Annotated in this window: 14 protein-coding genes; 7 read left to right on the top strand and 7 right to left on the bottom strand. The window is 76.1% G+C overall.

The window, feature by feature from the left end; all coding sequences use genetic code 11:
• The first annotated feature begins 76 nt into the window (after positions 1-76).
• Complete coding sequence (locus tag EV188_RS13145) at positions 77-619, top strand: TetR/AcrR family transcriptional regulator (RefSeq protein WP_133826714.1); 543 nt, start codon at positions 77-79, stop codon at positions 617-619.
• Entirely contained in the window at positions 616-1,920 is a 1,305-nt protein-coding gene (locus tag EV188_RS13140; protein ID WP_133826713.1) for an FAD-dependent oxidoreductase, read from the top strand. Before EV188_RS13145 ends, EV188_RS13140 begins: the two co-directional genes overlap by 4 nt.
• Here the strand turns inward: EV188_RS13140 and EV188_RS13135 are convergent.
• The 3 genes from EV188_RS13135 to EV188_RS13125 all read right to left on the bottom strand — a co-directional run bounded on the left by EV188_RS13135 (position 1,910) and on the right by EV188_RS13125 (position 4,392).
• A complete protein-coding gene (locus EV188_RS13135) occupies positions 1,910-2,890 on the bottom strand; it encodes an NADPH:quinone reductase (protein WP_133826712.1) in 981 nt (326 codons plus the stop codon). The genes EV188_RS13140 and EV188_RS13135 overlap by 11 nt on opposite strands.
• 29 nt (positions 2,891-2,919) lie before the next feature.
• Positions 2,920-3,438, bottom strand: a complete 519-nt coding sequence (gene mug / locus EV188_RS13130) for a G/U mismatch-specific DNA glycosylase (protein WP_243741714.1) — start codon at positions 3,436-3,438, stop codon at positions 2,920-2,922.
• A gap of 99 nt (positions 3,439-3,537) precedes the next feature.
• Complete coding sequence (locus EV188_RS13125) at positions 3,538-4,392, bottom strand: SMP-30/gluconolactonase/LRE family protein (protein WP_133826710.1); 855 nt, start codon at positions 4,390-4,392, stop codon at positions 3,538-3,540.
• 146 nt (positions 4,393-4,538) lie between these two features.
• On the opposite strand from EV188_RS13125, the gene EV188_RS13120 reads away from it, so the two are divergent.
• Positions 4,539-4,841, top strand: a complete 303-nt coding sequence (locus EV188_RS13120) for a hypothetical protein (RefSeq protein WP_133826709.1) — start codon at positions 4,539-4,541, stop codon at positions 4,839-4,841.
• Entirely contained in the window at positions 4,838-6,241 is a 1,404-nt protein-coding gene (locus EV188_RS13115) for an alpha/beta hydrolase (RefSeq protein WP_133826708.1), read from the top strand. Before EV188_RS13120 ends, EV188_RS13115 begins: the two co-directional genes overlap by 4 nt.
• Before the next feature lie 81 nt (positions 6,242-6,322).
• On the opposite strand, the gene EV188_RS31560 is transcribed toward EV188_RS13115, so the two are convergent.
• Positions 6,323-7,114 (bottom strand): hypothetical protein, encoded by a 792-nt coding sequence (locus EV188_RS31560; RefSeq protein WP_166659863.1) that lies wholly within the window; start codon positions 7,112-7,114, stop codon positions 6,323-6,325.
• A gap of 131 nt (positions 7,115-7,245) precedes the next feature.
• On the opposite strand from EV188_RS31560, the gene EV188_RS13105 reads away from it, so the two are divergent.
• The gene (locus EV188_RS13105; protein ID WP_133826707.1) at positions 7,246-7,773 is read left to right on the top strand and encodes a peptidylprolyl isomerase; all 528 of its coding nucleotides are present in this window, start codon (positions 7,246-7,248) and stop codon (positions 7,771-7,773) included.
• A gap of 25 nt (positions 7,774-7,798) precedes the next feature.
• Positions 7,799-8,674, top strand: coding sequence for a rhomboid family intramembrane serine protease (locus EV188_RS13100; protein WP_133826706.1), 876 nt, complete (start codon positions 7,799-7,801; stop codon positions 8,672-8,674).
• Here the strand turns inward: EV188_RS13100 and EV188_RS13095 are convergent.
• Together EV188_RS13095 and crgA are read right to left on the bottom strand one after the other, a co-directional pair.
• Positions 8,585-9,145 carry a PH domain-containing protein gene (locus tag EV188_RS13095; RefSeq protein ID WP_133826705.1) on the bottom strand — a complete coding sequence of 187 codons (561 nt, stop codon included), beginning with the start codon at positions 9,143-9,145 and terminating at the stop codon, positions 8,585-8,587. The genes EV188_RS13100 and EV188_RS13095 overlap by 90 nt on opposite strands.
• 55 nt (positions 9,146-9,200) lie before the next feature.
• Positions 9,201-9,455, bottom strand: a complete 255-nt coding sequence (gene crgA / locus EV188_RS13090; protein WP_133826704.1) for a cell division protein CrgA — start codon at positions 9,453-9,455, stop codon at positions 9,201-9,203.
• A 75-nt stretch (positions 9,456-9,530) separates the two neighbouring features.
• On the opposite strand from crgA, the gene EV188_RS13085 reads away from it, so the two are divergent.
• Positions 9,531-10,181 carry an aminodeoxychorismate/anthranilate synthase component II gene (locus tag EV188_RS13085; RefSeq protein ID WP_133826703.1) on the top strand — a complete coding sequence of 217 codons (651 nt, stop codon included), beginning with the start codon at positions 9,531-9,533 and terminating at the stop codon, positions 10,179-10,181.
• A gap of 19 nt (positions 10,182-10,200) precedes the next feature.
• Here the strand turns inward: EV188_RS13085 and pknB are convergent, their stop codons facing one another.
• Positions 10,201-12,147, bottom strand: coding sequence for a Stk1 family PASTA domain-containing Ser/Thr kinase (pknB, locus tag EV188_RS13080; RefSeq protein WP_133826702.1), 1,947 nt, complete (start codon positions 12,145-12,147; stop codon positions 10,201-10,203).

Below are 12,147 nucleotides of genomic sequence, written 5' to 3'. Positions count from 1 at the left end.
GAACTTAACCCGTCGGTAGCTGTGACGGAAGGTCACAGGTAGACGTCGACCTCGACCGTGCCCTAGTCTCCATCAAGTGATTGATGGAGGGCCGACCCGGCGCGAGCAGCTCGTGTCGGCGGCGTTCGGACTGGTGGCCGAGGTGGGCCTCGAGGGCCTACGCCTGCGGCGGGTCGCGGACGAGGTCGGCATCGACCAGTCGACGCTCCACTACCACGTCGCGACGAAGGCCGAGCTCGTCGAGGCGGTCGCGGAGCACGCCGCGGCCCTGCTCGCGACGAGCGCGCCGCCGTCCCACCTGCCCCCGCGCGAGGCCCTCGCGGCCCACCTCGATGCGCTCGCGGGCCTCATCGCCACGCGCCCCGAGCTCTTCACCGTCACCGCCGAGCTCGACCTGCGCGCGCGCCGCGACCCGTCGGTCCGGGCGGTGGTCGACCGGCAGGAGGCGGGCTGGCGCGAGGTGCTCGTCGGGCTCTTCACGGCGCTCGACGGTGACGACGACCCGTCGGCGCGGGCGGAGCTGGTGATCGCCGCGGTCAAGGGCGTTCGCCTCGTGCCCGACCTCGCCCCGACCGTGCTGGCCCGGCTGGTGGAGCAGACGACAGGAGCGACGCGATGACGGACCGACCGCGGGTCGCGGTGATCGGCGGCGGGATCGGCGGGCTCTGCCTCGCCCAGGGTCTGCACCGCGCCGGGGTGCCGGTCACCGTGCACGAGCGCGACCGGGATCCCGCCGACCGGTGGGAGGGCTACCGCATCCACGTCGACCCGGCCGGTGCGCGCTCCCTGCGGGCCTGCCTGCCCGACCACCTCTGGGAGGCCTTCCTCGCGACGTCTGCGCCGGGCGGGCCCTTCGGGTTCGTCACCGAGCAGCTCGAGGAGCTCGTGGAGATCGAGGAGGCCATCGCCTACCCGGCGGCCGACGACCCCGCGGAGAACCACTACGCCGTGGACCGGCGCACGCTGCGCCGCCTGCTGCTCGCCGGGCTCGACGACGTCGTGCACCTCGGCGCCGAGTACGTGTCCCACCAGGTGGGCGACGACGCCGTCACCGCCCGCTTCGCCGACGGCCGCCACGTCACCGCCGACCTGCTCGTCGGCGCGGACGGCGTGGGTTCGCGCGTGCGCCGCCAGCTCCTCCCCGACGCCGAGCCGGTCCCTGCGGGCGTCGTCGGGCTCGCGGGCAAGGTGCCGCTCACGTCGGACGTGCCGGCGGTCCTGGCCCACGGCATGCACGTCGTCTCCGACGCCGGCCCGGGCTCGCTGTTCACCGCCGCCTTCCGCCCGCCGCCCGGTGCCCGCGCGGTCCTCGCCGAGGTGACCGGCCGGCCCGCCCCGCCGGTCGACGAGCCCTACCTGCTGACCGCGTTCGTCACCGCGCCCGAGCACCTCCCGCCGGACCTCGACGCCCACGACGCCGATGCCCTCGCCGCCCTCGCCGACGGGCTCACCGCGGCCTGGCACCCCGACCTGCGCCGCCTGCTCGCCGCCGGCGAGCCCGCGAGCCGCGGCGCGAGCGTCTTCCTCGTCGCGCCGCCCGTGCCGCACTGGGAGCCCGGCCGCGTCACCCTGCTCGGCGACGCCGTGCACGCCGTCCCCGCCACCGGCGGGCTCGGCGGCAACGCCGCCCTGCGCGACGCCCGCCGGCTCACACTGGCCCTGACCGGTCCCGACGCCCTCCTGGACGCCGTCGGCGCCTACGAGGCCGACCTGCGCGAGCACGGCACCGCGACCATCGAGGACGCGCTGGCCGTGCGCGACCAGATGCTCGCCGGCGGCGTCTGGCGCACCCGTGTCGCGCGCGCCTGGTTCCGTCTGTGTGCGCGCTCGTCGTTCCTGCGCCGGCGCACCTTCGCCGAGAGCGAGCGCGCGGTGAGCCGCCCGCGGCCGTGGGAGCTCGCCGCGTCGGTCAGGGCGTGAGGATCACCTTGCCCACCGCGCCCTGCTCCACGGCCTCGTGCGCGGCGACGATGTCGTCGAGCGCGTAGCGGGTCACCGGCAGCGGCGAGAGCGCGCCGGCGGCCGCCGCGTCCGCGGTCCACGACACCGCGTCGGCGAGCTCCACGCGGGGCACGCCGTAGAGCAGCACGTAGCTGATCGCGGTGTTGGCGACCATGAGGCGCCGGGTCGGGATCACCGGGTCGTCGGGCTCGTTGGCGTACACGGCGATGACGGTGCCGGCGCCGGACACCGCGAGGTCGAGCTCGAGGTTCGCGCCGAGGGCGACCTCGACGACCCGGTCGACCTGGTCGGTGAAGGCCTGGACGCGCTCGATGAGCCCGGGCTCGCGGTAGTTCACGACAAGGTCGGCGCCGGCGGCCCGCGCGAGCTCGCCCTTCTCCTCGGAGCTCACCGTGGTGACGACGCGGGCGCCCGCGTGCTTGGCCAGCTCGATCGCGTAGTGCCCGACCGCGCCGGCGCCGCCCGCGACCAGCACCGTCGTGTCGCGCAGCGCCTCGCGGCCCGCCCCGCGCACGAGCAGGCAGTGCGCCGCGGTCACGGCCGGCACGCCCAGGCAGGCCCCGAGCTCGTCGGGCGCGTCGTCCGGCAGCGGGACGGCCAGGTCGGCGTGCACCACCGAGTACTCCGCGGCGGTGCCGTAGCGGTTGCCGAACGCGGCGAGGAAGAGCCAGACGCGCTGCCCGACCCGCGTGGCGTCCACTCCCTCACCGATCGCGTCGATGACGCCGACGCCGTCCTGGTGCGGGATCTGGAACGTGTCGGGCTCCTGCCCGGTCAGGCCCGTCCGGGTCTTCCAGTCGGTCGGGTTGATCCCCGACGCCGTGATGCGGACGCGGACCTCGCCCGGTCCCGGCTCGGGGGTCTCGACGTCGACGACCGACAGCACCTCGGCGGCCGGACCGGTGTGGCGGTAGAGCGCAGCCTTCATGCCGGGCTTGTGCCCCGGGAGCGCGCAACTTATCCGGCCTGTCCCGCGGCCTCGCGCAGCTCCCGGAACGCCGCCGCGAGCGTCGCCGGGGTCTGGTGGGCGTTGAGCCCGCTGGGGTTCGGCAGCACCCACACCCCCGTCGGCCCGAGGGTGCGCTCCTGGCGCCCCGCGGCGGCCCGACGGTCGCCGAACGCCACGCGGTAGGCGCCGATCCCGACGACCGCGAGCCACCGCGGCGCGACGTCCGCGACGAGGGCGCGCAGTCGCTCGCCACCCGCGACCAGCTCGGCGTCGTCGAGCTCGTCCGCCCGGGCGGTGGCCCGCGGCGCGACGTTGGTGATGCCGAGGCCGAGGGACGGCATCAGGCCCTGCTCGGACGGGGCGAACAGGCGCGGGGTGAAGCCCGAGGCGTGCAGCGCGGGCCAGAACCGGTTGCCGGGGCGGGCGAAGTGGTGCCCGGTGAACGCCGAGACGAGCCCCGGGTTGATGCCGCAGAACAGCACGCGCAGCGGGGGGTCGCCGGGACCCGGCAGCACGTCGGGCAGCAGGCGCGAGCGGGCGGCCTCGAGCTCGGCGGGAGACGGAGCGGAGCGGCGCTCGACCCGTCGGTTCGCGGACGGCACCGGCGCAGTATCAGCCCGGCACCCTCAGCCCGGCAGCTCGGTCACGAGGACCCGGGCCGACCGCCGCTCCTGCACCTCGCGCAGGCGGTCGACACCCTCGAACTCGTTGCAGAGCAGGAACAGGTGCCGGCCCTCGGGCCCGCCGAGCACGCAGGAGAAGCACGGCAGGTCGGTCTCGACGCGGTGGGTGACCTCGCCGCCGTCGAGCACCCGGACGCACGCCCCGCGCGGCGCGCCGGGGTCGCCGGTGTGGGCCGCGGTGTCGGCGGTCTGGGTCCAGATCCCGCCCGCGGGGTCGATCGCGATGCCGTCGGGACCGAGCCCGTCGGCCCACACACGGCGGCCGGACAGGCCGCCGTCCTCGGCGATCGTAAACGCGGTGAGGCGCCCGGCGACGGACTCGGCGACGACCAGCGAGGTGCCGTCCGGGGTCACGACCATGCCGTTCGGGAAGTCGATGTCCTCGGCGACCCGCCGCGAGGTGCCGTCGGGGCCGAGGAGGTCGATCCAGCCGGGGTCGGGCATGCCGGCGCCGTCGCCGAACGCCCCGTCGAAGCCGTCGACGAAGACGTGCCCGCGCGGGTCGGTGACGATCTCGTTGGCGCCGCGGTCCCGCAGCGTCGTGGTCGTGCCGTCGGGCTCGTGGCGGGTGACCGTCTCGCCGGTGGTGACGAGGCGGCCGTCGGGCAGCCAGTCGATCGACCAGCCCATCCGGGCCGGGCCCGGGGCCATCACCTCGGCGCGGCCGTCGAGGTCGACCGCCACGACCTCGCCGACGCCCCAGTGCGCGAACCACAGGCGGCCGTCGTGCCAGCGCGCGGACTCGACCATCGCCAGGCCGGTCAGCAGCGTCCGCGGGGATGGCAGGTGCTCGATCATGGGTGAACCTTCCGTCGGTGTCGCCCTGCTACGAACGGGGCCACCCGGAATCGACAGCGGCCGTCTGCCGTCCCCATCCCCCGATCGCGTCCCCAGGCCACCGGGGACGCGGGAGCCCCGGACGGGCCCGCCGCGTCGGAACCGGTGTGGACGAACAGGACGGGCCCGCCGTGCGGCCCGAGGAACTGCGGGAGGCCGGGGCGGCGTGCGTCGCCGCCGGGCTCGAGGTGCCGGTCGCCGCGCCGGCGGAGGCGGTGCGGGACGTGGCGGTGGCGCCGACGGGACGGTCCGGGGCGGCGGCCGTCGCGCTGGCCGACCGGTGGGAGGTCGCGCACGCGCGGTGGTGCGCCGACCTCGTGGCCCACGGCGAGGCGCTGGCCGCGGCGGCGGTGGCCTATGCCGCCGGCGACGGCGCGGCCGCGACCGGACTGATGACGGCGGGCTCGTGACGGGCGGGCCCGCCGTGGCGGCCGCGCGCCTGCTCGCCGCCCGCCGGGGTCTGGCCCGGGCGGCCGACGTGCTCGCCGACCCGGCGCCCGGGTGGCGCGGCCCGGCCGCGCAGGACGCCCGCGCCGCGCGCGCCGCCCTGCTCCGGGCCCACGAGGCCCTGCTCGACGACCTGGACGGCGTCCTCGCGGCCCTCGGCGTCGCGGCGCTCGCCCTCGCCGCCGGCACCCCGCCCGCCGTCGTGGACGCCGCGCTGGCGGCCGCGCTCGACGCCGCCGGCACCGCACCGCCCGCCACGGTGACGGCGGCAGCCCCCGCGACCGTCCCCGGCCTCGACCCCGAGGCCGTCGCGCGCTGGTGGGCGGGCCTCGACCCCGACGCGCGCGCGGCGCTCGAGCGCGACCGGCCCGCGCTGGTCGGCGGCCTCGACGGGCTCCCGGCAGCGGTGCGCGACCGCGCCAACCGGCGGGTCCTCGCCACGGCGCAGGACCAGGCGCGCGCCGAGGAGACCGCCGCCCGCGACCGCCTCGCCCGCACCCGCGACCCGGCCGAGCTCGCTCGCCTCGGCTACGAGCTGCACGAGGTGCGGACCCGCCTCGCGCGGCTCGCGGCCGTCGCGGCCGCCGTCGACCGGCCCGGGCGCGCGCTGCTGGACCTCGAGGTCGAGCCTCGCGCCCCCGACGGCGAGGGGGTGCGCGCGGCGGTGGCCCGGGGCGACGTCGACACGGCCCGGCACGTCGGCGTGTTCACGCCGGGCTTCACCACCGGGGTCGACGAGCTGCCCCGTCGCCTCGGGGAGCTCGACGCGCTGGCGGACGCCGCGGGACCGGGCACGGCCGCCGTCGCCTGGTACGGCTACGACGCGCCGCAGCTCTCCGAGGTCGCCGACCCCGACCGCTCGGTCCTCGGCCGGGCGCCCGCCGAGGACGGCGGCCGGCGGCTGGCGTCGTTCCTCGGCGGCCTCGACGCCGCGCGGACCGACGACGCGCACGTGACGGCGATCGGGCACTCGTACGGGTCGGTGGTCACCGCGGCGGCGGTGGGACAGGCCGGCGGGGTCGACGACGTCGTCTACCTCGGCAGCCCGGGCGTGGGGGCGTCACCGGGGCGGCCACCGGGGCACGCGTGGGTGGTCGAGGCGGCAGGCGACCCGACCGCGGACACCGCCTGGTTCGGCCCCGACCCGAACCGCATGCCGGGTGTCACCGGGCTCTCGGCGCGCGAGGTGGCGCTGCCCGACGGGCGGGTCCTCGCCGAGTCCCGCGGTCATCTCGGCTACCTGACGCCGGGCTCCACGAGCGCGACGAACGTCGCCGCGGTCGTCGGGGGGCGGCCCCAGGACGCGGTGCTCGACCGCGGGATCGACGCCGGCGACCGGCTCCGGCGGGTCGTCGGACGGTGACGGACGCGCGCGAACGGCCCGCCCCCGGTCCTCCGAGGGGATCGGGAGCGGGCCGTGCCGACGAGCGTGCGGGCGGAGTACCTACTCCTTGCCGCCGGTGGCGGGCTTGTCCGAGGACACCGCGCCGTTCGAGGTCGAGCCGCTCACGGCGTCGGTGGCCGTGTGCGTCGGGATCTCCTGGCTGCTCGCCTGGGCCGGCGTGACCGGCGCCGTCCCGGCGGGCTTCTCGGTGCTCACCGGACGCGGCCGCGGGGCGGGCGGCGGCGGGGGCGGCAGCTCCGGCTCGCGGCGGGTGGCCACGACGGCCGCGCCGACGCCCACGAGGGCGATGACGACGAGCCAGAGGCCCCAGCGGCGACGCTTCTTCGGCTCCTCGGGCTCGATGCGGGCCGCGAGGTCCTTGCGGACCGACGTCAGGCCCTCCTCCAGCGAGCCGCGGACCGACTCGCCGAGGTCACGGAGCTCGTCGGCGCTGGTGGGCACCGGCGAGTCCTCGAGGCGCTTGCGGGCCTCCTTGGCGTAGCCCTTGGCCTGCTTGCGGGCCTCCTTCGCGGCCTTGTTGGCGCGCTTGCGGGTCTCCGCGCGGGCCTCCTGGGCGCGCGCACGGGCCTCGGCCTGCGCCTCCTCGGCACGCTGGCGGGCGTCCGCACGGGCGTCGAGCACCCGCTGGCGGGCCTCGTCGGCGGCCTTGCGCACGTCCTTGCGGACCTCGGCGCGCTTCTTCGCGCCCTGCTTGCGGGCCTTCTCACGGTCCTTCCGGGCCTGCGCCGCAGCCTTCTCGGCCTTCTTCTCGGCCTTCTTGCGGGCGCGACGGCCCTCCTTGCGCAGATCGTCCAGGTCCTCCCTGGCGCCGATCAGAGTCTTGCTGCTCAACGACTTCACCTCACTCGTCGGTGGGCGGCCATGATGCCCCCGGCCCTGTGGTGCAGGTGCCCGACCCGCCGGGTCGTCACACCCGCTACTCCATTCGAAGGTCGTCACTGTCTTAGTGGCACGATGGCCCCGTGACCACCGCCGACACCCAGACCGCCACGCTGCACACCTCGAACGGGGACATCAACCTCGTGTTGTTCCCTAACGAGGCGCCCAAGACCGTCGCGAACTTCGTGGGTCTGGCGACCGGTGAGCAGTCGTACAGCGAGCCCAACGCCAAGGGCGGCAGCACCGGGCCGTTCTACGACGGCACCATCTTCCACCGCGTCATCGCCGGCTTCATGCTGCAGACCGGCGACCCGACGGGCACCGGCCGCGGAGGCCCCGGCTACAAGTTCGCCGACGAGTTCCACCCCGACCTGCGCTTCGACCGGCCCTACCTGCTCGCCATGGCCAACGCCGGGCCGGGCACCAACGGCTCGCAGTTCTTCGTCACCGTGGCCCCCACCACGTGGCTCAACCGCAAGCACACGATCTTCGGTGAGGTCGCCGACCAGGCGTCCCGCGACGTCGTCGACTCGATCGCCGCGACCGCGACCGGCCCCGGCGACCGCCCCGTGCAGGACATCGTCATCACCTCGGTGACGGTCGGCTCCTGAGGAGCAGCCCCGCAGTGAGGACGGCGTGACCGCACCGGGCGGACCGACCGCCGGGCCCGAGGCCTCGCCGGTCTGCGTCCGGCACCCCGACCGGCCCACGGCGCTCGCGTGCACCCGGTGCGGGCGTCCGGCCTGTCCCGACTGCCTGCGCGCGGCGCCGGTCGGGGCGCACTGCGTCGACTGCGTCGCCGAGGCCAACCGCGCCGCGGCGGCGACCCGGCCCCGTAACGTCGGCGGCGGGCGCAGCCGCCCGGACGCCCGTCCCGTCGTGACGATGACGCTCGTCGGCGTCAACCTCGTCGTCTTCGTGCTCACCGCCCTGTCGGCGGGCAGCGTGTGGACCAACTACGCGTCGCCGTGGGTCGAGGCCACCTGGCTGGTGCCCGCCGACGTCGCCGCCGGGCAGTGGTGGCGCCTGGTCACCGCGGGGTTCCTGCACCTCGGGCCGCTGCACGTCGCGGTCAACATGTTCGCCCTGTGGGTGCTGGGCCGGGACCTCGAGCTCGTCCTCGGGCGCCTGCGGTTCTCGCTGGTCTACGGGGTGTCGCTGCTCGGCAGCTCGGTCGCCGTGGTGCTGCTCGGCAGCCCCGGCCAGCCGGTCGCCGGCGCGTCCGGGGCGGTGTTCGGGCTGATGGGGGCCCTGCTCGTGGTGCTGCGGCGCCTCAACATGAGCCAGGGTCCGGCGCTCGTGACCATCGGCGTCAACGTGGCGCTGTTCTTCGTGATCCCGGGCCTGTCGCTGCTCGGGCACCTCGGCGGCCTCGTCACGGGGCTCGCGGTCACCGCCGTGCTCGTGCACGGGCCCGCGCGCTCACGCCCCGCGGCCGGGCTCCTCGCCGTCGGCGGGATCGTCGTGCTCCTGGTCGTCCTCGTCGCCGTCCGGTCGCTCGCGCTCGCCTGAGCGCCGGTCCCCCGAGAGCCGGCCGGACGACCGCCGGCCCGCGCGGGCCCGGTGGTCCTGGAGCGCGCCGGCCACCTCGACCGGGTCGGTGCCGAGCTCGAGGCGCCCGAGCACGAGCAGGCGCTCGCCCCCGTCGTGAGCGTCCTCGCCGTCGTCGCGGACCTCCACCTCGAGGTACGCGGCGGGCAGGCCCATCCGCCGCATCCGCACCGCCCGTACGGCGTCCACGCGCGCCCACGGCCAGGCGCGCCGGCCGGAGAGGCCGCGCAGGGCGAGGCCGTCGTCGTCGGCCCGCAGCCGGGGCCGCGCGAGCGCCCCGAACGCCGCGGCGAGCGCGAGGGCGAGCGCCGCGAGGCCGGTGAGCAGGCGTCCGGGCGGGTCGGTGGCCGCCACGGCCCACGCGCCGAGCCCGAGCGCGCCGGCGGCCCCGAGGACGACCGCGGGCCAGGGCGGGGCCCAGAAGTCGGTCACCGGGAGTTGTCCACAGGGTCCGTCCACAGCGGTGGACGAATCACATCGATGTGGTTCAGCGCCACTTCATGGTCATGAGCAGGGAGACCACGATCAGGCCGAAGCCGATGAGGAAGTTCCAGGCGCCGAGGTCCTGCATGAACGGGATCGACTCGGAGGCGAGGTAGTTGACCACCAGCCACGCGAGGCCGAGCAGGCCGACGCCGAGCATGATGCCGACGTAGACCGGGTGCGACGGCCCGGCGGGCGCGGGCCCGGCCTTCGGGGGCGGGGTGTACGCCGGCTTGCGGCGGACCTTGGACTTCGGCACGTCGGCTCCGATCAGGAAGACTTCGCTGCGAGTCTAGTGCACCCGTCCCGATCACCCGGCTCGTACGCTGGGGGGATGCGCGTCCTGGTCGTCGACAACTACGACAGCTTCGTCTACAACCTCGTCCAGTACCTCGCGCAGCTGGGCGCCGACCCGGTCGTGCGCCGCAACGACGTCGACGGGGTGGTCGACCTCGTCGACGAGGTCGACGGCGTGCTCGTCAGCCCCGGCCCCGGCACGCCCGCCGACGCCGGCGCGAGCACCGAGGTCATCCGCCGGTGCGCGACCCTCGGGCGCCCGATGCTCGGGGTGTGCCTGGGCCACCAGGCCCTGGGCGCGGCCTACGGCGGCGTCGTCGACCGCGCGCCGGAGCTGCGCCACGGCAAGACCTCGCTGGTGCACCACGAGGGCGCGGGCGTGCTCGCCGGCCTGCCCAGCCCGTTCACGGCCACGCGGTACCACTCGCTGACCGTGCTCCCCGACACCGTCCCCGCGGAGCTCGAGCCCACCGGCTGGACCGCCGACGGCGTGCTCATGGCGATGCGCCACCGTGAGCTACCGCTCGAGGGCGTGCAGTTCCACCCCGAGTCGGTGCTCACCGAGGACGGCCACCGGCTGCTCGCGACCTGGATGGGCCAGTGCGGCCACCCCGTCGACGACGGCGTGGTCACCCAGCTCACCGAGGGCCTGCGGGCCCTGGCGCTGGCCGCGGCCCCGCCCGCCTGAGCAGTCCGGAGCAGCGGGCTCAGTTCCCGCCCGGGAACAGCCCGCCGCCGTCGTCGCTGCCCGGCTGGTAGCGCCCGACGACGACGGCCACGCTCGACCCGGGGTCGGCCGACGAGCCGGCCGTGGGGTTCTGGCTGAGGATCTTGCCGTCCTGCGAGGGGTCGCTCACCGACTGGGACGTCCGCTGCAGGTTGCCGCCGCGGAAGCCCGCCTGGACCAGCGTCTGCACGGCGTCCGACGGCAGCTGCCCGACGAGCGAGGGCACCTGGACCTGGTTCTGGTTGCCGCGCGAGACCCGCAGCGTCACCGACGAGTTGCGGGGCACCTGGCTGCCGGCGCTCGGCGAGGTCGACACGACGGTCCCGGCGGACCCGCCCCCGTCGACCTCGGTGACCTCGACCTGCAGGCCGACCCCCTCGAGCGTGGTCGTCGCGGTCTGGCGGTCCTGGCCGGTGACGTCGGGCAGGCGCAGCGTCTCGCGCTCGCGCCCGATCGTGAGCTGGACCGGGGTGCCCGGCGCGAGGAACTGCCCGGGGGCCGGGTCCTGTGCGAGCACCCGGCCGATCTGGCGCGAGTCGTCGACCTCGCGCTGCTGCGGCACCGGGGCGAGGGACAGGCCGAGGCGCTGGACGCTGGCCTGAGCCTCGTTGGCGGTCTGACCGGTGAGGTCGGGGACCTGCACCCGGTCGGGTCCGCGCCCGACCCGCAGCTCGACGACGCTGCCGGGCGGGACCTCGAGCCCGCTCGTCGGGTTGGTCGTGACGACCTGGCCGACCTGCTCGGGGTTCGACGCTACCGGGACGACGGTGGGGCGCAGGCCCGCGGTGGACAGCGTCTGGAGCGCCGCCGCCTGGGGCTGCCCGACGACCGTGGGCACCGCGACGGAGTTGGCCGACGGCGAGAACAGGAAGTACGCGCCGGCGAGGGCGGCGAGCAGCACGAGCGCGGCGACGAACCCGATCGCGCGCCGCCGGCCGCGGCGCCGCCGGACCTCGGCCTGCTCGGCCTGCCACTCGGCGAAGTCGTCGACCTGGTCGACGGGACCGGTCGCGGCGGCCACCGGGTGGCCGCCGGTCATGTACTCGGTGCGCTCCTGCTCGGTCATCACCGCCGGCGCGCCCGGGCGCTCGCCGTTGAGGACCCGGTAGAAGTCCTCGCGCATCTCGTCGGCGCTCTGGTAGCGGTTCGACGGGTTCTTGGCCAGCGACTTCAGCGTGATGGCGTCGAGCTCCGGCGGCACCTGCGGGTTGATCTCCGACGGGGCCGGCGGGTCCTCCCGCACGTGCTGGTAGGCGATCGCGACCGGGGAGTCGCCGGTGAACGGCGGCCGGCCGGTGAGCAGCTCGAAGAGCACGCAGCCGGTGGCGTAGACGTCGGAGCGGGCGTCGACGGACTCGCCGCGCGCCTGCTCGGGCGAGAGGTACTGCGCGGTGCCGATGACCGCGGCGGTCTGGGTCACCGCGGGCTGGGCGTCGGAGAGCGCGCGGGCGATGCCGAAGTCCATCACCTTCACCGCGCCCGCCGGCGTGATCATGATGTTGGCCGGCTTGACGTCGCGGTGGATGATCCCGTGACGGTGCGAGAAGTCGAGCGCCGCGCAGACGTCGGCGAGCACCTCGCAGACCCGGAAGGGCTCCATCGGGCCCTCGGTCTTGACGATGTCGCGCAGCGTCCGCCCCGCCACGTACTCCATGACGATGTAGGGCAGCGGCACGTCGTCGGTGGGCGTCTCACCGGTGTCGTAGACCGCGACGATCGCCGGGTGGTTCAGGGCGGCCGCGTTCTGGGCCTCGCGCCGGAACCGCACCTGGAACTGGGGGTCGCGCGCCAGGTCGGCCCGCAGGACCTTGATGGCCACGTCGCGGCCCAGGCGCACGTCCCGGCCGCCGTGCACCTCGGACATGCCGCCGTAGCCCAGCGCGGGCCCCAGTTCGTACCGCTCCGAGAGGAGTCGTGGCGTCGTCAT

The organism is Actinomycetospora succinea (genome assembly GCF_004363095.1).
GTDB classification, from domain to species: Bacteria; Actinomycetota; Actinomycetes; order Mycobacteriales; family Pseudonocardiaceae; genus Actinomycetospora; species Actinomycetospora succinea.
This window is presented reverse-complemented; position numbering and strand designations above follow the sequence as displayed.

Bases quoted from the DNA above. Each gene is read 5' to 3' on its own strand.
- EV188_RS13140 (WP_133826713.1), top strand. From the start codon at position 616: ATGACGGACCGACCGCGGGTCGCGGTGATCGGCGGCGGGATCGGCGGG.
- EV188_RS13135 (WP_133826712.1), bottom strand. From the start codon at position 2,890: ATGAAGGCTGCGCTCTACCGCCACACCGGTCCGGCCGCCGAGGTGCTG.
- EV188_RS13125 (WP_133826710.1), bottom strand. From the start codon at position 4,392: ATGATCGAGCACCTGCCATCCCCGCGGACGCTGCTGACCGGCCTGGCG.
- EV188_RS13085 (WP_133826703.1), top strand. From the start codon at position 9,531: ATGCGCGTCCTGGTCGTCGACAACTACGACAGCTTCGTCTACAACCTC.
- pknB (WP_133826702.1), bottom strand. From the start codon at position 12,147: ATGACGACGCCACGACTCCTCTCGGAGCGGTACGAACTGGGGCCCGCG.